Source organism: Mesorhizobium sp. M0664 (assembly GCF_040320565.1).
GTDB lineage: Bacteria > Pseudomonadota > Alphaproteobacteria > Rhizobiales > Rhizobiaceae > Mesorhizobium.
In genome coordinates, this window is the sequence record NZ_JAMYPW010000030.1 from 20696 (window position 1) to 38062 (window position 17367).

Below are 17367 nucleotides of genomic sequence, written 5' to 3' on the forward strand. Positions count from 1 at the left end.
TCAGAGTGTGGGACGGACTGCCTTGACATGTGGGTCATCATCATCCGCTCTCCGCGTGGCCGAGAACGTGCATCAGCCGGTTTGCCCAGCCGAAGATCGCTATGGCGTGGATCAGGTCGATGATCTCAGCATCATTCATGCCGACGGCACGCAGCGAGGCGATGTCGTCCACCGTTGCTTCCGACGGCGCCGCCGACAGACGGCGGGCAAAGCTGTAGATTGCTGCATCGCGCAGCCCAAGCTTTTCGGGTTTGTCGAGGTAGAGCGCGGTGACCACTTCGTCGCTCTTGGTCAGCTCTGCATGGCGGCGGGCGTGAACCACGGCGCAGAATTTGCAGCCATTGACGATCGAGGCACCCAATGCGCCAAGTTCGCGGTCGGGACGGGCAAGCCCGCCTTCGACATACATGATCGCGTTGAACAAGACGGTGCGGGCAAGATAACTCTCGGGATCATGCACAAGGGTGCGCACATATTCCGAAACTTTCTTGGCCGACGGCGTTACCTTCATCGCTTCGAGTTGTTCCGGCGTGGCCTCGGATAGCTCGACCGGTGCGATGTAGGGACGCCAATTCAGCGGCTTCAGGCGAACCGAGGAAATCATGACGACCTCATCAATCGCAAGCCGGTCGCTACCCGCGTCTGGAAGTTGACGAAGGCAATCAGTTCGGAGAGCGCGACGATCTGAGGATTGTTCAATCCAGCCTTCTCCAGGAGAGCGATATGGCTCGCTTCCGCCTTTTTCGGCGTCAGGGTGATCAGGTCAACATGACGGACGATGGTCGCCAGGGGTTCAATCAAATCCGTTTCGCCCTGGGCCAAAGCCAGAAGCTGCTCGGTCGGACCTAGCTGAGCCAGCTGCACATCATATTCGGCCACCAGGACCGGATCGGCGTTCAGGGCGGCCATGCGACGGGCAAGAGCAACACGCAAATTCGGCGCCAGCCCCTGATCGGTTGCCGGCTGCAGCACCGAGAGGCGACATTCTTCTGCCCCTCGCACGAATTCGGGCCGAAACCGCCTTGCGGCGAAAAGGGTATTATCCGGTGAAAGGCCGGCAGCCTTGTCCATCGCGTCGATCACCACGCGGCCTCCTTCTGCAGCAAGGGAGTTGAATCGACCCATTCGTCGCCCAGAAGTTCGGGCGTGTCGTAAGCGATCAGATTGGCGAAGTGGGTTTCGACATCCTCGGCAAACAGCGATGCGGCAATGCCGCGGACGAGACGGTCGGCCCCGGCGCTGACGGCCGGGATGTCGCCGGAGACCTTGCCATGGGTCAGCATCGCGGCGTCGTTGAAGCAGTGGATATGCGCCAGCATCGGGCAGGAGCCGGAGACGCGTTCGCGAAACTCGAAGGCCGGACCAAGATCCGGCGCGTCCGACATGCCTGCACGAGCCGGCCCCATATCCGGCCTATATCGGCCATCCGACCAGGTGCGGATATGTGGGGCGATCGCCGCAAATTCCGGGCGGCCGCTGAAGTCATTTGAAAAGCCGGTTGCCGCGATCAGGAAGTCGTAGCGCATCGGCCCCTGCGTGGTTTCCACCAGCAGGGTCCCTGCCTCCTCCTTCACCGCAACTATGCCGCAGTCGAGAAGGAACCGAGCATTGGGGTGGCGAGACACGCGGAGTGTCGATGAACGCGGCGGCGGTGTCTGGGTCGAGGCGGTATAATCGAAGAATTTCCATTTCCAGGCGTCGGGCAAGTGATGCATGCCAAGTACAACACCCGGACTGCCAATACCGGTCAGCTTGTTGATGCGCGGCATTTCCTTGCGCCGGATCAACATGTCCACCGAGCCGGCTCCCGCCTCGAGTGCCGTTGCGGCATTGTCCATGGAAGAGGCACCGGCGCCGATCACCGCCACACGCTTGCCTTTCAGCGTGTCGAAGTCGATGTCATCGGCAGAATGGGCCCAATAGGCGCGATCGATGCCTCTAAGGAAATCGGGCACGGCAAAACCGCCCAAACCGGACCGACCAGTGGCCAGAACGAGACGACGGGTGAGAACCCGGCCGGTTTCCGCGCCTTCGATATCGATCGCAATCAGATCTCCAACAGGTGCCAGTCCGGTCATGCGCACGCTGTTGCGCACCGGCAGGCCAAGAACCTTGCGGTACCAGACCAGGTAGTCCATCCACTGGCCCTTGGGGATTTTGTCCAGCGACCGCCAGGCCTCAACGCCCCATTGCGCCGTGAACCAGGCGCGGAACGTCAATTGCGGCAGGCCAAGCGATGGACCGTGCAGGGTTTTCGGCGACCGGAGCGTTTGCATGCGGGCAAACGTTACCCATGGTCCTTCGAGCCCGGCCGGAGCCGCATCATAGGCCACGACATTGGTTATCCCGGTCAGCACCAACTTTGCCGTGGCAGCAAGTCCGCACATGCCGGCGCCAATGACGACGACGTCACGGACCGGGACGCCATTCTCCGTGCGCGTCGGAACCCAAGGTTTGGCCGGCAGCTCGAGAAACTCGAGATCCTGTGCAAGCTGTGCTTCGAGCGCAGCAAGACCTGTCGGCGTTGGCGCGGCGGGGGTATGCTTCATATTCCTATTCCGTGATTTGTGCCGGATGCAGGATCGCTCACCAATTGGCCAGCGAGGGTCGGATCTAGTTTCTTGAAGCCGACGATCGACCGTTCAGCCACCGCCTCGACCGCATCCATCAACGCCTGCGCGACTGGACGAAGGGGGCGTTTCTCGGCAGCCACAACGCCCCAATAGAAAAGAACGGTCACGTCGATCGGGCGAATGACGACCCCAGGCAGGGCCACGCCATAGGCGGTGAGGGGATCGATGACTGCCGCAGCGCCAGTCTGGCGCACGATCTGCAACGCGCCGTACGCGGTATTGGTCCGGATCACTGGCCCGGTATCGATGCCCCTGGCCGCCAATGCCTTGGAGACATGCAACTGGAAACGTAGGGGGTTGAGCAGTGTGGCGACGCGGCGACCGGCAAAGGCGGAAAGCGGTATCACGTCAAGTTCAGCCAGCGGATCGTCCTCCCGCACGGCCGCAACATCAGGCGCCGAATAGAGCCGCAGGACATCCAGACCGGGCGTATCGAGCGGCAGGCTCGAAAACCCGATTTCGGCACGTCCGCTGCGCACCTCCTGGGCGACGATCGAGGGGAGAAACTGCCCCAGATGCGTCTCGTCTGGAAGCTCGACACCTTTGAGTTCGGCCATGGCCGTCGGGATCAAGCCAGTACCGATCGCGGAGGTGGTAACAATCTGCAGGATTCGCCCTCGGCCGGCGGCAATCATCTTGGCCCGCGCGGCTAGCTCGGTGAAGGACATCAGCAAGCGCCGCGCCTCCTCCTCGAAGGCCACACCCTCCTCGGACAACTGCACCCGCCGACCAAGACGGTGCAGCAATTCGAAGCCGAGCTCTGCCTCGAGATCCTGAATGGTGCGTGTCACTGCAGGTTGGGAACGACCGAGCATGTCAGCCGCCTTGGTAATGCTGCCGCTGGCAGCAACCGCAAGGAAGCTCTGAAGGTCGCGGGTTTCCATGTTCTCTCTACATGCGCAATCCGTATGATTGACATCGTCTCATTCATTTTTGATATATGTCAAGCGGAAACGAATATTCGCTGAGACATGTTGCAATCGCGGGCTCAGGCCGGAATCCCATCGCCAGAAGCCGACGATGGCAGATGCGGCTCCGATTTGTGGAACCTCCTAGTGAGAAATGGAGGCTGCAATGCCCGCAACAGGAGGGAATTTATGCGCGTAAGCATTCTTGGCGCCGGAGCGATTGCTTACGGCCTTGCCGCCTATCTGGCCGAAGCGGGACATGACCCTATGCTTTGGTCGCCTTCCGGAGAACGCACCAAGGCGCTGGCCGCCGGTGGATTGCTGAAGGCTACCGGAGCTATCAAGGCAACGACTAAGGTGCGCATCGCCAAGGATTGCGAAGACGCCATTGCCGATGCCGACGTCGTCATAATCGCGTTGCCGGCTTACGGGCACAAGATGGTGATGGACGCTGCCACTCCTTATCTAAGGGACGGAACGCCGGTTATCATCAGCTCGCACAGTTCCTTTGGGGCACTGTATCTCTCCAAGCGGCTTGCGGACCGGAAGGTTAGCCTGCCGATCGTCGTCTGGGGTACCACGCTCGTGACCGGGCAACAGCGCGGGCCAGCCGAAATCGATGTTGCAACCGTTCGCCAGAAACTGGATGTCGCGACGCTGCCTTTCAGTGCTCAGGACCAAGGGTTCGAGCTTTGCACGAGCTTGTTCGGCGATCGTTTCGTCAAGCGCGACGGCATGCTTGCTATCGCGCTCAGCAACCTCAATCCGCAGAACCATCTCGGGATCGCTCTTCTTAATCTCACACGCATGGAGAAGGGAGAACAGTGGAGCCAGGCCGGAAACGTCACCCCGGCTGTCGGCCGCTTTATCGAGGCTCTGGACGCGGAACGATTGGCGATCGCCGCCCGTTTTGGAATTGCCGTGCGCACAGTTGAAGAGCATTTTTCATTGTCGTTTCACGTCCCCATGGCCACCGTTTCGGAAATGAACCAGGAGATGGATCGCCAAGGCCGCGGCGGCTTCGGCCCGTCAACCATCGAAAGCCGCTATATTCTCGAGGACGTTCCGTTCGGGCTGCTGCCGACCGTTTTGTTGGGGAAGATCAGCGGAAATTCAGCGATTCTCCATGAATCTGGAATTGCCATATTCTCGGCGGCTTACGGTCGCGATCTTAAGGGAGATAATGATATTCTTCCCGCGCTGGGCTTCGAGGGAATGGCAAAAGCGGACCTCGAAAACCTTTGCCGTAAGGGATTTTAACAAGTTTCCACAGTGGACTGGGACATAGGCCAAGTGCCCGAAAAACCACCGGGGCTGGTTGCCGGCGAGCACGACATGCAGGTTCCTCGGCGAGCGCCGGGAGATGTCTCCAGGAACTCAGCACGTGATCAAATGGTCCCGCCCGGCGGTGTGAGTGGGTCTGTAGCAGGGTCCGTCATCGAAACCCAGTGCGGCATGGTTCCATCAGTTGCCAGATGCTTGAACATTGCATCAACTGCGCAGGCGCTTCGCGCCTCCATCAAGATACCGGCCATGCAGGGGCCGACAGTCCGGAACAACGAGTGTCGTAGCCCGTTCAGGATAAGTGGTTCGTCCACAATCAGCTACGCGAGATAGACATGTTCCAATTTCTAACGTTGGCAGGGACCATCTTGGGTCTGACGATGTCGCCGGCGCAGGCCGCCAGTGATGCGGATCAGGCTGTCGAACAATTTCACCGTACCTGTCTGGCCGAGGGTCCCAATTTCGAGCGCATGATAGAGACCGCGCACGAACGCAGGTGGACACTTATTGCCGAAGCAGGCTTCGCCGAACTCGCGCCAATCGCTAATCCAACCTCAGTGGAGGCATGGCTGGTGGCCGAAGCGGAGGAAGGATTGCCAGCAGGAACCATCATCGGCACCACCAAGGCAACGATGAGCGGCAAACCGGTGCAGACGTGTACGCTGGCATTTCCCGATATCGATCAAGAGGCATTTCGGAAGAGTTTCTTCACCCGTACGGATGCCGAGAAGATTGCCGAAGATCGCGATACGGAGGAGTTCTCGCGTCTCTACATCCTCGTTGCCGGCGGACGTAAGCAATTTGTCCGGCTGGTGGTCCTGCCTTCAACGCCACCAGGAAACCCGCGCGTCGTTGCCAGTTCGATCATGGCCGACTGACATGTCATTCCTCCCGCCCCCGTGCTCCTCTGGAGGGCGAACACTGCGAAATGTCGCGAGCAGCAGAAGGTCGTAGATAATTTTCAGCCCACCGGCGATGATCAGGGGCCAGCCGAAGCTGGAGACGGCAAGGAGAGCCCCTGCGAGGACTGGACTGGCGGCCGCCGCGAGGCTGCGGGGGACGGCGGTGATGCTCGCCGCGGCAGCCCGCTCTTCGGGCGTCACCACGGCCATGACGTACGATGTGCGGGTCGGCACGTCCATCTGCGACAGCGCGCTTCTAATCAGCAGAAGAGCGATAGCCGGAGCGACGCTCGGCATGAACGGGATGAGCACCAGACAGAGGCTCGACGGAAGGTGCGTAAACACCATCGTGTTTATGAGTCCGATCTGCTGGGAAATTCGCACAGCGACCAAATAGGACGCAGCCGAAAGGACACCCGTCCAGAAGAAGATTGCGCCGGTCGCGGCGAGCGACAGGCCGAACCGTTGAAAGAGCCAGAGGGCCAACAACGATTGGACGACGAAGCCGCCTGCGAAAGCGTCGAGGCTGAAGAGCGCTGCGAGTGACAGAACGATGGAGCGAGACCTGCGCAATGGCTGTGCCGACACTTTGCCTGCATCAGGCGCGTCACTCGGCAGCCGCCGATAGAGGAGCACCGCCGCCAACCCAAGTGAGGCATAAAATAGAAAAGCTGCCTGGAGGGCCTGCTTCATTTCCAGGCCGATGGCGTCGCGGAGAAAGTCGGGCGCTCCTGCGGCCAGCGCTCCGACGGCGCCGGCGAGAGAGCCGATGAGGCTGTAGCGCGCAAAGAGCGCCGTGCGGTCGCGGTCGGTGACGCTCTGCGCAAGCTGCGCATGTTCGAGCGGTAGAAACACGCTGACGTCCCCTGAAGATGGGTTCAGCGTGCCGACGAACGCGATGAGAAGCAGCGGCCAGAAGTCGTGAACGACAGCGAAGACGACCCCCGTTGCTATCATCAGGACAGCCGCTGCGGTCAGCAGCGCTCGACGGGAGAAGCGATGCGCGACGATCCCAACAGCCAGGGTGAGGACGGCTGAGCCCGCGAGCGTCGCCGTCGACAGGGTTCCGATCTCGAAGGCGTCGAAGCCGAGCGTGGCCAGATAGGCGGGAAGCAGGATGCTGACCAGACCGTCACCGAACGCCCGCAGTCCCCTTGATATCAGCAGGTTCGCAGCAGTCGGCTCAGCACCGGCAGGAAGCAGCCTGAAGCGCCGCTTCGAAATAGCTTTGCGCAAACCGTGCGCGAGCCACTGTAACGTCAACGATGCCTCCTCACCACTGGTAAGCGGCGCTGGCTGCACGGGTTAGATCGCTCCCGTTGCCATCCCGTAGAGCAGCCCGAGGATCGAACAGCCGGCGAGCACCGGGAGCATACCGATCTTGAAACGGAACACCGCCAGCAGCGCACTCAATGTCAGGACGAGCGACGCGATGTTGACGGAGCTGGGCACGGGCACATCGACCGTCATGCCGAACCCTTTGACCTCGCGCAGTGCTCCAAACAGAACGTGAAGCGCGAACCACACCGCCAGGTTCAGGATCACGCCCACCACGGCTGCCGTTATGGTCGCCAGCGCGGCGGACAAGGCCTTGTTGCTGCGCAACGTTTCCACGAACGGCGCACCGACAAATATCCAGAGGAAGCAAGGTGTGAAGGTGACCCAGGTGGTGAGCAGGCCGCCCAACGTTCCAGCGAGCAGCGGATTAAGCGATCCCGGCGCTCGATACGCGCCCATGAACCCGACGAACTGGGTCACCATGATCAAGGGGCCAGGCGTCGTCTCCGCCATGCCGAGGCCGTCCAGCATCTCGCCTGGCTTCAGCCAGCCATAGGTATCGACAGCCTGCTGCGCCACGTAAGCGAGGACGGCGTAGGCGCCTCCGAAGGTCACGACCGCCATCTTCGAGAAAAATACCGCGATATCGGCGAAGACATTGCCGGACCCGAACAGCACGAAAAGGCCGAGGACAGGTGCCAGCCATAGCACCAGAAACACGCCTCCGATCTTCAACGACCAGCTGACCGGCGGGCGAGCATGGGCAGGAATGCCTTCGCCGAGCGCCGATTCCGCGTCGGCGACCCGCTTGCCGCCGACCTTGCCATGGCCGTTGCCCGCCATGAACGCTGCCAGCCCGGCCCGCCCGCCGACGTACCCGATCACTCCGGCCGTCAGGACAATGAGCGGGAATGGGACATGGAACAGGAAGAGCCCGATGAAGGCGGCGGCGGCGAGGCCTATCATGACTTTGTTCTTGAGCGCCCGCTTGCCGACCCGGATAACCGCCTCGAGCACGATGGCGAGGACGGCGGCCTTCAGACCGAAGAAAAGCGCCTGCACCGCGCCGACATTGCCAAAGATTGCATAGATCCAGCTCAGCGCCATGATGGCGATCACGCCCGGCAATACGAACAGCGTGCCGGCCACGAGCCCGCCTCGGGTTTTATGCAGGAGCCACCCGATGTAGACGGCGAGCTGCTGGGCCTCCGGTCCTGGCAACAGCATGCAGTAGTTCAGCGCATGCAGGAACCGCGTCTCGCCGATCCAGCGCTTCTCCTCAACGAGGATGCGATGCATTACCGCGATCTGGCCGGCCGGGCCACCAAAACTCAACGCCGCCACACGCGCCCAGACCCGCACTGCTTCGCCGAAGGGGATGCCATGCGAAGGGTCATCACCGAGCGCATTCGGATGGACGGCACGAACGCTGGTCATTGGTTCCCCTCACCCGCGCTTCTGGCGGAAATATCGATAGAGGTTGTCGAACACCGAAGCACCCTCGGCGATCCGTTGCTCGTCTTCCGCATTGGCCATGGCGATCCCAGCGATCAGGCTGGCGATGCCGGTGGTTTCCTCGCGACTGAACTTGCCGTCCTTGAGGTCGATGTCGTGAACAATCTCGGCGATGGCCTGCAGCGCCGGGTCGACTATGCCACTACGATTGAGCAGTACCTCGAAGCTGCAGCAGTCCCCTTCATGGGTGATTTCGCCTTCGAACATGTCGAAGCGCAATTCGCCCTCCTTTGGCACGTGTCCCTTGCCCGCCACGAAGCGGATCGTTGCATCGGCATCGATGAAGCGATGGATCAGCCAGCTGCAGGCGATGCGGTCGACATGCACGTCCCGCCGCGTGACCCAGGTCCGGCCCTTGACCTCACCCAGCTCGGCCGTCTTCTTCGGTTCCTTGGTCATGGCCTTGTCCTCTATAAGCTGAGCCTCGAGCTCGGCGATCAGTCCCTCGGCGGCGAGCCGCCCGCTGGCGCCGAAGAAGTCGATCGCCACGACTTCGGCAAGCCGCTTGCGCATTCGACCGAGTTGCGCGCGGGCATCCGCGCGCCGATCCTCGGTCTTGTCGGAGTCGATAGCCGCCGTTAGATCGCGCGCTGCCTTGGCGATCTCTGCATAGTCGATGTCCCGCGCGGCATCGAACAGCGCCCGAACCTGTGCGTCCGTCAGGCCGTCGATCAGACGCGCCTCACACACCATCGCCTCACCGCCACCGTCGATAATTTCCTTCAGGAGCCATTCGAAATCCTCCTGCGTTTCTGCATCGGCGGGCAGCGCATAGACTGTGCTTTTGACCGCAACTGCGCCGATACCCTGCAGCCGCCGCCAGATCTTCACCCGGAAATAGGCTGGTTTGGTCGGCAGCTGATGGATCAAGAGCAGCCAGCGCTGCTCGGTCCCAAGTTCCCCTTCGCTCATCAGCACACCGTATCACCGAGAAAGGCAAATGCAACACTTGTATCATATTATATTCAGGCGTAGCGTTGACGTCTCGCAGACTGTCTCGCTGATGCCTGACAGGAGGTGCCGAAATGACAGCCTCGGGTGGGGCTAGCCAGTCAGGATCATCTGCGACTCGGGCCGTCGGACGCACCGCAGCTACGCTCATGACTGCCGGCATGATCATCGGAACGGGTATTTTCGGTGCCCTTGGTGCGACCGCCGAGCGGGCCGGTCCCGCCCTTCTGCTGGCAATGATCCCAGGTGGGCTGGCTGCTTCGTACTGCTCTTTTTCATACCACCCCTGCACCTATAATTGGAATGGTGACGCTGGCGTTGGCGTTCGGCACTCGATTCATTGTGTGGCGCCAACGGAAATCGGGTTCGGTTAGTGCTCGATGAAACGAGGAGGTCTAAGATGCTCGATACCCAAGCTATTGAATCCCTTACCGGACTGAAGGGACAGACCACGGGTGACGTGCTCAAGTTATCGGTCCCGCGCAGTGAAGTGAGAATGACCCTGGACGGCTTTGAGATCATTCCGTTTATGGGCCTCACCTCCTGGGTTAGTTTTAAACAGGGGGCGCATCATGCCACGCTGATGGGTGACATCGTCGTGCTCGAAGATGAAATCGAGGACGCGATGGCCGCAGCGATCCAGGCGAACCTTTACGTAACAGCCCTACACAATCATTTCGTCCGCGAGCAGCCGCGCGTGATGTTTATGCATGTCGAGGGTACGGCTGATGAAACTGCGTTGGCGACAGGAGCGCATAGGATTTTTGAAGCGATAAAGATCGTGCGCCAGAAGCATCCTGTCGAACCCGCCATCAAGAAAGTGAATAGTAGCTTGGACGCGCCGCCGCTTGAGGCGATTGTCGAGCACAAGGGCGAGAGCAAGGATGGCGTGCTCAAGTTTGTCCTGGCGCGCCCATCCGTGCCCGTCGTCTGCACACGCTGTGGTGAGCTCAATATTGATGCCGCAATGGGCTACAACACATGGGCAGCCTTTCAGGGCACGGACGAGCGCGCCGCGGTCTGCGGCGACTTTGCGATGCTGGAAAATGAAGTCCGTTCGGTCATCCGTGAACTGCAAGCTGGAGCGATTGGAGTAATGGCGGTGCACAATCACATGTTCTTTGAAGACCCGCGGATCATCTTCTTGCACTACTGGGGCATCGGCAATGCTCAGGCGTTGGCGCAGAGCTTGAGGCGGGCGCTCAACACGCAGCAATAGTCTGTCGCTGTTGCCACAGGAGTCATGCGACCGCCGCGCGCTCGCGATATAATGGCAGCGGAAATGTATCGAAAGCCAAGAACTTCGGCGCAGCGCGCTCGGGTTGGCGGCGCGACGGCGGTGGGAAGGTCGGCCTGGGTGGCGGTTCCGTCGAAGTTGCCATATTCGTCGATGCTGGCAGGGCCGAACGGCACATCTCTTCGGGACAGCCGTTGGCATCGATCCAGGTCGATGTCACGGCGGACCCCAAACATGGATGTGCGGCGGGGTGGGCCAAGATCGAAAACCTATCTCCGGATCAGCGGCCAAACGCCGAGCAGGATAACCGCCAGCGCTGCGCCGATGTCCAGAACGTGTCCCGTCTTGGCCCGCAAGATTTCGGTGCGCGCCATCAGATCTTCACCCGGAGAGGCCGGCTTGCTCGGCAGCTGATGGATAAGGAGCAGCCAGGGCTGTTCCATTCACTCATAAGTGAACCGTATCACGGGTAAGATAAATGTAACACTTGTATCATTCTTTAACCAGGCGTAGCGTTGGCGGTCTCGCAGCAGTAGGCCGCGCTGAGTGGCGCCAACCAAAAGGGAGACAAGGCCATGAAATGGGTTACCCGCGAACGTCCGGTGATCGACCGTATTGCTTGTCCCTGGCTGATCGCCCGCTTCATCGACACGGAGCCAGAATTCCTGTTCGTGCCGCCGGATCGGGTGATCCCAGTTGCCCAGGAGACGGGCGCTACACCCTATGACGTGCCCGGTGTCGAGTTCACGCATGTGGGTGACGGCTGCAGCTTCGATACCTTCGTCTCGAAATACGGCCTCGAGCGCGATCCGGCGATCGTGACGATCGCCTCGATCGTGCGCGGCGCCGACACCGATCGGCACGATCTCATGCCACAGTCGGCGGGACTGCTTGCGATCTCCATGGGGCTCCGGGACGTCACGCCGGACGACCATGAGGTGCTGAGGCACGGCTTCGTCATCTACGATGCCCTTTATGCCTGGGCCTCGCGCCGCAAAGCGGAGACGCACAGCTGGCCGCCGGCCATGAAGCCTACGGCGGCGGCCTGAAAGATGATTACCCTCGAAAGAAACAGCCCGGGAAGTGCTACGGTTGGTCGGCGGCTGATGGCCGCCATCGCCTTTGGCTTCAGCCTGATTGCTGTGAATGCCGCGGACGCGGCGGACACGTTCCGGCACCTCAAGGGCAAGGAGATCAAGGCCAAGTTCGCCGGCATGGATTTCACGGACGACGTTCATTGGGCGGATGCGTTCGGCCGCGACGGACGGATCGTGCGCTACGACATGGGCAAGAAGAACGCCGGCAAGTGGCGCGTCGAGAAGGGGCAGCTCTGCATTTCCGTTGAAGGCGAAGAGACCTGCTATCAGGTATGGATCTCAGATACCGCAGTACAGCTTCGTGACCCGGATGGGACGTTCTTCCTGGAGGGCGTGCTGCAGAAGCCCTCTGCACGCGACTAGCGTCTCGGATTGAAAGTCATTGGGCATATTGGGGCAGACCACAAGGAGAAATCCATGCGTGCAAAACTCATCACCGGCGCAATGCTGATAGCGATGTCGGCGCTTCTCCAACCGGCGTCAGCGGCACCCGATTGGCAAACTGTCGCGCAGACACTTGGCAAATCCGGATCGGAAATGCCTGGCGGCGTTTATAGAGTTGGCTTGCCACGAACCGACCTGAAGGTATCGCTCGACGGCATATCCCTGAAGCCAGGCTTTGCGCTCGGAGGCTGGATCGCCTTCGATCCCATGGGAAATCAGGCAATGGTCATGGGCGACATCGTTCTGACGCAGGACGAGGTGAACCCGGTCATGAAGAAGCTTGAAGAAGGCGGCATCGAGATCACCGCGGTGCACAACCACCTGCTGCGCGCGCAGCCGATGACGCTCTACATGCACCTCTTCGGCCAAGGTGATCCGGTAGCACTCGCCACAGCGCTTCATGCCGGCTTGGCTCTGACGAAGACGCCGATGGCTGCATCCGCCGGTTCGCAGGCGGCGGCCGCTTCGAAGATCGAGTTCGACACGGCGGGTGTCGACCAAGCTATTGGCTACAAAGGCAAGGCCAACGGCGCGGTCTACCAGTTCACTATACCGCGCGCAGAACCGGTCGAAGAAAATGGCATGGATGTGCCGGCCGCCCTGGGCTCCGCCATAGCGATCAACTTCCAGTCGACTGGCGGCGGCAAAACGGCGATCACAGGTGACTTTGTGCTGACTGCCAAGGAGGTCAATCCGGTTATCAGGGCGTTGCAAGGCAACGGCATCGAGATCACGGCATTGCATAGCCACATGCTCGATGAGCAGCCGCGGCTCTTCTTCATGCATTTCTGGGCGAACGACGATGTGCAGAAGCTGGCGAAAGGCCTGCGCGCAGCCCTCGACAAGGTCGCCGTCAAAAAGAGCTAGATTGGGCGTCCGCGCGCGCGTCCAACGGCGGAGTTCGGCCGGGCAATGCCCAATCGCACGCCGGGAGGGAATCAGCCGATGTTGATGCGAAGCCGGATGCCTGACAAGGCGCAAATCGCGACACCGCCAGCGAGCGGAGTCGCCCTTCGGGTCGACGCCTTGACAAAGCGCTACGGCCCGCAAACAGCGTTGGCGGACGTTGCCTTCACGGTCGAAGCCGGCGAAGTTCTCGGTCTCATCGGACCGAACGGAGCCGGCAAAACCACGTTGCTCGAAGCAGTTGCCGGCGTTCTTCCCGCCGACTCGGGGACGATTTTCTGGCACGGCGCCCCTCTGCCACCCGCATTGCGCCGGAGATCGATCTTCTACCTCCCCGACTGCCTCCGGCCGTGGCGCGACCAGTATGTCGAACGGGTGCTCGCGTTCTTCGCCGGTGTTTACCGGACATCGGACCTCGACGTCGCGGACACAGTTAGGGCGGTCGGACTTGCACCGGTGCTGAACAAGCGGGTGCTTGCATTGTCCAAAGGGTATGCCCGTCGACTGATGTTGGCGCTTGCCCTGATTACGCCGCATCCACTGCTGCTGATGGACGAGCCCTTCGACGGCTTCGACTTGCGACAGACCCGCGAGATCATGGACGTGCTGCGCAAGGTTGCGGCGCAGGGGCGCAGCCTCGTCCTCGCCATACACCAGCTGCTCGATGCCGACCGCATATGCGACCGTTTCGTCTTGCTCGCAGAAGGCCACGTGCGCGGCGTCGGGACCTTGGGCGACTTGCGGGAGCGTGCGGGGATCCTCTCCGGTGGGTTGGAGGAGGTTTTCCTTGCGCTCACCTGAGGCAGCGGTACCGCTCGACGCTCCCTTCGGCCCCTTGCTGGCCAAGGAGCTGCGGGAAATGGCGAGCGGCCGGCCGCTCTGGACAATGCTGCTGATGCTCTGCCCTCTCGTCGGATTCAGCTTCTTTCAGGCCGTGTCGCTCTACGGCGAAACGAGCGCTACTGCCCTCACCTCGCCTGGGCTCGCGAGCGCACTATCCCCGCTGGACGGCGTACTGGTTCCGACGTTCGGCGGCTTCTACGTCGCCGTTACGCTGCTGTTTCCCTTTGTTGCCATACGCGTGCTCGGCCACGAAAAGGAGTCCGGCGCCTTGCGGCTCCTGATCCAGCTGCCCTATCGACCGCCGACTTTGATTGGCGCCAAGCTGGTCGCCGTCTTCGCAGCTTGGCTCATTGCCAGTATCCCTGCGCTCTCTGCGCTCGCGATTTGGGAGTTCATGGGCGGACATCTGTTCGTCGCCGAGACCCTGAATCTTGTTCTCGGACATCTCCTCTACGGCCTGTTGGTCGGCGCCATCGCGTTATTCGCAGCTGCGCTTACCGAGAGCGCGGCAACCGCGGCGATTGTCACACTCGGCTTCACACTCGGATCGTGGGTCATCGACTTCGCGGCGGCCAGCCAACCCGACCTCCTTGGCTGGTCGTCGCGGCTGTCGCTCACGCAAACGCTGCACACCTTTGAGCTCGGATTGTTGTCGCTCAGTCTGGTCGTCGGGGTGCTTGCGGCGATTCTTGGATTTGCCGCACTCGCTGCCATCTGGCTCCCCATGGGTGCTACCGTGCGCATCAAGCTTGTCCGTTCGCTCATCTGCCTCGTGGCGACCTGTCTTGTGATGGTCGCGGCTACCCAGATCAGATGGTCGGCCGATGCGACCGAGGACCGACGGAACTCTTTCTCGCTTGCCGACCAACAGGCCCTGGCGCAACTCAGCGATCAGTTGACCGTCACCGTTCACCTGGCGCCCGAAGACCCCCGGTACGCCGATTTGCGAACAAGCGTCCTAGCGAAGCTCGAGCGGGTCATTCCACGGATTGTCATCCGTTTTGCAGGCGACCAGCAGAGTGTTGTCGGCAGCGCAAGCGATGAGTCGTATGGCGAAGTCGAGTACAGCTATGGCGGCCGGTCGGCCGTCAGTCGATCGACCGGCACCGAGGAGGTACTGCCGCTCCTTTATGGGCTCGCAAATGTACCCCTGCCCGTGCCGGCGACCGGGGCCGGCGATTATCCCGGCTATCCGCTCGTCGCGGCTCCGTGGATCGCGCTTCCCTGGTTCGTCGGCGGCCTGCCGCTGCTCGTCTGGGTTGCTTGGTGGCGGAGCCGCCGCGCACCGGCCATCAAATACACTTCAAGCCAGAAGGAGATCAGCCGTGAACATCTTACATAGCCTCAAGACAATTGCCGCGGCAGGTGTCGGCTTGGTGGCCTTGCTGCTGCCCGCTTCGGCGGGCTCGCCGGACATCGTCAATTTTTCGGACGAGGAAGTTGGCACAGATTCGAAGGCGATGCCCGGCGTGGTAGGCATTTGGCGGATCGAAACGGAAGGCGACAACAAGGTGTTGGCCGTCGACGGGCGCCAATGGAAGGAGGGACAGACTTCCGCTGGTCTCGCAGACAAGGCGCGGGCCCTCTATGGGGAGCGGTACGCCGAGTTCCTCGACCGCGTCCAGGCCTATGCATACTTCCCCTATGCTGTTCTTGAGGGCGTGCCGGATTTCCGCGATGGAGAGATCGCCGTCCGTTTCGAGGGCATCAGCGGCCGCATCGACCAGGGTGCAGGGATATTGTTCAACCTTAAGCCCAATGGCGACTATCTCACGATTCGCGCCAACCCTCTGGAGAACAATCTTGTCTTGTGGAGGTTCGAAAAGGGGAAACGCTCGTCGGTGACCTGGGTCAAGAACACCCCAACCTCAACCCATGAATGGCACGACCTGAAGGTGCGCATCGCCGGCACCAAGGTCGAAGGCTATGTCGACGGCAAGCTCTACCTGCAGGACACGCTGCCTGAGCCGGTGACCGGGCGTGTTGGCTTGTGGTCGAAGGCCGACAGTCACGTGTATTTTGATGACTTCACCGTAACTCCGGCTGGTTAAGCGGTCCGCTTTCAACCAGCTTTCAAAGCTATCGGCGGTACGGTGCGCCGGAGTCCGGTCTTCCGGGCGCCCGCGTTTGGCCCGGTAACGGGTGATTATTTCCATCGCACACGAGACTCAAAAGGCGGGCCGGGCCTTTGCGAACCGATGCGTTCGGAACGATCGGAGGCCCGCTTCGTTCTGATCCGATGGACTGGATTAGACTAGGCCTCCTGGCGTTGGCGGGGTTCCTCACCTGGACGCTGAACACCCTCTCGGCCGGAGGCGGAGGTCTATTGCTGATCCCCGCCGTGACTTCCATCACAGGGAGTGCCGCGGTTGCGCCGGTCATCACCTTGACCGAGCTCATCGGCAATCCCGTCCGCGCCCTGGCCTTTCGGCGCGACATCGATTGGAGCCTGGTCCGTTGGTATCTGCCCGGCGCCATCGCCGGCGCCGCGGCGGGCTCCTGGCTGTTCGCTAACAGTCGGGCGGAATGGCTCCAGATACTCATAGGGATCTATCTGATCAGTGCAGTCTGGGAATTTCGCGGCGGGGCGCGCGAGCGGAGCTACCGAGCCCGCCGCTGGTGGTTCCTCCCGGCCGGCCTGATCGTCGCCCTGTTGTCGGCGCTGATGGGCACGGTGGGACCCGTTTTGAATTCGCTCTATCTGAACTACGGTTCGGAGAAGGAGACGTTGGTCGCCACGAAATCCGTGAACTCGTTTGTGACCGATGTCGTCAAGATCGCGGTATTCACCGGACTCGGCGCGCTCGGTGGTCAGGCGGCTATATACGGCTTAGCCGCGGGTTTGGGCGCCGCGCTTGCCAATCTGCTGGCCAAGCCCTGGCTCGAACGCCTGAGTGGAAGACAGTTCCGCGGCCTTGTGGTCGCGCTCATGGCTGTCAGTGGAGCGCTGATGATCTGGAACCAGCACAGCTTCGTTGTGCAGGCCTGGCGCGCGGCCACAGGAATGTCTTAACAATGTCCATGTTGGCTGGAGCCCTTCGCGCGCTGTACCGTAGCTTGGTTGGCCGGTCCCGCGACGCGCAGAGGCTGGCAAAAGGCCTGCGCGCAGCCCTCGACAAGGTCGTCGTCAAAAAGAGCTAGGCTTCCCGTCCGCGTGTATCAGACATGGCTCTTGGGCGGATTCCTTCGAACCAGCCGGCCCTAACCCGATCAATTTCGAGAAGCTTCGCCAAGTCAGATCACGCTCAGCGTTACGGCGGCAAGAACAAGATAACGGCCGACCTTGGCGGCAGTGACCAGCAAAAAAAGCTCGCGCAGGACACCGGCAATGACAGTCAGCCTCGCGAAACGCGTTGGGGGCAGAAACGC

At 61.3% G+C, this 17367-nt stretch carries 17 protein-coding genes and 1 pseudogene; 10 read left to right on the forward strand and 8 right to left on the reverse strand.

The window, feature by feature from the left end:
• Nucleotides 1–40: 40 nt before the first annotated feature.
• From NKI39_RS22865 to NKI39_RS22880, 4 genes are read right to left on the reverse strand one after another with little or no spacing between them, the layout of a single operon-like run.
• Nucleotides 41–604, reverse strand: coding sequence for a peroxidase-related enzyme (locus NKI39_RS22865; RefSeq protein WP_352464102.1), 564 nt, complete (start codon nt 602–604; stop codon nt 41–43).
• Nucleotides 601–1086 carry a CMD domain-containing protein gene (locus NKI39_RS22870; protein WP_352834585.1) on the reverse strand — a complete coding sequence of 162 codons (486 nt, stop codon included), beginning with the start codon at nt 1084–1086 and terminating at the stop codon, nt 601–603. The genes NKI39_RS22865 and NKI39_RS22870 overlap by 4 nt, the downstream gene beginning before the upstream one ends.
• A complete protein-coding gene (locus NKI39_RS22875; RefSeq protein WP_352834587.1) occupies nt 1080–2549 on the reverse strand; it encodes an NAD(P)-binding domain-containing protein in 1470 nt (489 codons plus the stop codon). The genes NKI39_RS22870 and NKI39_RS22875 overlap by 7 nt, the downstream gene beginning before the upstream one ends.
• On the reverse strand, nt 2546–3517 hold the full coding sequence (locus NKI39_RS22880; protein WP_352834589.1) for a LysR family transcriptional regulator: 972 nt from the start codon (nt 3515–3517) through the stop codon (nt 2546–2548). The genes NKI39_RS22875 and NKI39_RS22880 overlap by 4 nt, the downstream gene beginning before the upstream one ends.
• A gap of 213 nt (nt 3518–3730) precedes the next feature.
• Here NKI39_RS22880 and NKI39_RS22885 point away from each other — a divergent pair, with 213 nt between their 5' ends.
• Both NKI39_RS22885 and NKI39_RS22890 read left to right on the forward strand, forming a co-directional pair.
• On the forward strand, nt 3731–4801 hold the full coding sequence (locus NKI39_RS22885; protein ID WP_352508384.1) for an NAD/NADP octopine/nopaline dehydrogenase family protein: 1071 nt from the start codon (nt 3731–3733) through the stop codon (nt 4799–4801).
• A gap of 359 nt (nt 4802–5160) precedes the next feature.
• On the forward strand, nt 5161–5703 hold the full coding sequence (locus NKI39_RS22890; RefSeq protein WP_352694343.1) for a hypothetical protein: 543 nt from the start codon (nt 5161–5163) through the stop codon (nt 5701–5703).
• Here NKI39_RS22890 and NKI39_RS22895 read toward each other — a convergent pair.
• The 3 genes from NKI39_RS22895 to NKI39_RS22905 all read right to left on the reverse strand — a co-directional run bounded on the left by NKI39_RS22895 (nt 5650) and on the right by NKI39_RS22905 (nt 9432).
• Nucleotides 5650–6930, reverse strand: coding sequence for an MFS transporter (locus tag NKI39_RS22895; RefSeq protein WP_352694358.1), 1281 nt, complete (start codon nt 6928–6930; stop codon nt 5650–5652). The genes NKI39_RS22890 and NKI39_RS22895 overlap by 54 nt on opposite strands.
• A gap of 102 nt (nt 6931–7032) precedes the next feature.
• Nucleotides 7033–8442 carry a chromate efflux transporter gene (gene chrA, locus NKI39_RS22900; protein WP_352834592.1) on the reverse strand — a complete coding sequence of 470 codons (1410 nt, stop codon included), beginning with the start codon at nt 8440–8442 and terminating at the stop codon, nt 7033–7035.
• Nucleotides 8443–8451: 9 nt separating this feature from the next.
• Nucleotides 8452–9432 (reverse strand): chromate resistance protein ChrB domain-containing protein, encoded by a 981-nt coding sequence (locus tag NKI39_RS22905; RefSeq protein WP_352725362.1) that lies wholly within the window; start codon nt 9430–9432, stop codon nt 8452–8454.
• Nucleotides 9433–9871: 439 nt separating this feature from the next.
• On the opposite strand from NKI39_RS22905, the gene NKI39_RS22910 reads away from it, so the two are divergent.
• From NKI39_RS22910 to NKI39_RS22945, 8 genes are all read left to right on the forward strand, one after another.
• Entirely contained in the window at nt 9872–10690 is an 819-nt protein-coding gene (locus NKI39_RS22910; RefSeq protein ID WP_352577921.1) for a DUF1259 domain-containing protein, read from the forward strand.
• Between the two features lie 593 nt (nt 10691–11283).
• Entirely contained in the window at nt 11284–11757 is a 474-nt protein-coding gene (locus tag NKI39_RS22915) for a chromate resistance protein ChrB domain-containing protein (protein WP_352517436.1), read from the forward strand.
• Nucleotides 11758–11814: 57 nt separating this feature from the next.
• Nucleotides 11815–12168 (forward strand): hypothetical protein, encoded by a 354-nt coding sequence (locus NKI39_RS22920; RefSeq protein ID WP_023802351.1) that lies wholly within the window; start codon nt 11815–11817, stop codon nt 12166–12168.
• A gap of 54 nt (nt 12169–12222) precedes the next feature.
• Entirely contained in the window at nt 12223–13116 is an 894-nt protein-coding gene (locus tag NKI39_RS22925; RefSeq protein ID WP_352577922.1) for a DUF1259 domain-containing protein, read from the forward strand.
• Nucleotides 13117–13161: 45 nt separating this feature from the next.
• Nucleotides 13162–13956, forward strand: a complete 795-nt coding sequence (locus tag NKI39_RS22930) for an ABC transporter ATP-binding protein (RefSeq protein WP_352834596.1) — start codon at nt 13162–13164, stop codon at nt 13954–13956.
• Nucleotides 13943–15340 carry an ABC transporter permease subunit gene (locus NKI39_RS22935; protein WP_352834598.1) on the forward strand — a complete coding sequence of 466 codons (1398 nt, stop codon included), beginning with the start codon at nt 13943–13945 and terminating at the stop codon, nt 15338–15340. The genes NKI39_RS22930 and NKI39_RS22935 overlap by 14 nt, the downstream gene beginning before the upstream one ends.
• A gap of 34 nt (nt 15341–15374) precedes the next feature.
• Nucleotides 15375–16049 (forward strand): LamG domain-containing protein, encoded by a 675-nt coding sequence (locus tag NKI39_RS22940; protein WP_352834601.1) that lies wholly within the window; start codon nt 15375–15377, stop codon nt 16047–16049.
• Nucleotides 16050–16267: 218 nt separating this feature from the next.
• Nucleotides 16268–17011 carry a sulfite exporter TauE/SafE family protein gene (locus NKI39_RS22945; protein ID WP_352834604.1) on the forward strand — a complete coding sequence of 248 codons (744 nt, stop codon included), beginning with the start codon at nt 16268–16270 and terminating at the stop codon, nt 17009–17011.
• A 221-nt stretch (nt 17012–17232) separates the two neighbouring features.
• Here the strand turns inward: NKI39_RS22945 and NKI39_RS22950 are convergent.
• Nucleotides 17233–17337 (reverse strand): annotated as a pseudogene (locus tag NKI39_RS22950) (YqaA family protein); the annotation flags it as partial.
• Between the last annotated feature and the right edge of the window lie 30 nt (nt 17338–17367).

Bases quoted from the DNA above. Each gene is read 5' to 3' on its own strand.
- NKI39_RS22910 (WP_352577921.1), top strand. From the start codon at position 9,872: ATGCTCGATACCCAAGCTATTGAATCCCTTACCGGACTGAAGGGACAG.
- NKI39_RS22865 (WP_352464102.1), bottom strand. From the start codon at position 604: ATGATTTCCTCGGTTCGCCTGAAGCCGCTGAATTGGCGTCCCTACATC.
- NKI39_RS22930 (WP_352834596.1), top strand. From the start codon at position 13,162: ATGCCCAATCGCACGCCGGGAGGGAATCAGCCGATGTTGATGCGAAGC.
- NKI39_RS22880 (WP_352834589.1), bottom strand. From the start codon at position 3,517: ATGGAAACCCGCGACCTTCAGAGCTTCCTTGCGGTTGCTGCCAGCGGC.
- NKI39_RS22925 (WP_352577922.1), top strand. From the start codon at position 12,223: ATGCGTGCAAAACTCATCACCGGCGCAATGCTGATAGCGATGTCGGCG.
- NKI39_RS22875 (WP_352834587.1), bottom strand. From the start codon at position 2,549: ATGAAGCATACCCCCGCCGCGCCAACGCCGACAGGTCTTGCTGCGCTC.
- NKI39_RS22915 (WP_352517436.1), top strand. From the start codon at position 11,284: ATGAAATGGGTTACCCGCGAACGTCCGGTGATCGACCGTATTGCTTGT.
- chrA (WP_352834592.1), bottom strand. From the start codon at position 8,442: ATGACCAGCGTTCGTGCCGTCCATCCGAATGCGCTCGGTGATGACCCT.
- NKI39_RS22885 (WP_352508384.1), top strand. From the start codon at position 3,731: ATGCGCGTAAGCATTCTTGGCGCCGGAGCGATTGCTTACGGCCTTGCC.
- NKI39_RS22890 (WP_352694343.1), top strand. From the start codon at position 5,161: ATGTTCCAATTTCTAACGTTGGCAGGGACCATCTTGGGTCTGACGATG.
- NKI39_RS22905 (WP_352725362.1), bottom strand. From the start codon at position 9,432: ATGAGCGAAGGGGAACTTGGGACCGAGCAGCGCTGGCTGCTCTTGATC.
- NKI39_RS22920 (WP_023802351.1), top strand. From the start codon at position 11,815: ATGGCCGCCATCGCCTTTGGCTTCAGCCTGATTGCTGTGAATGCCGCG.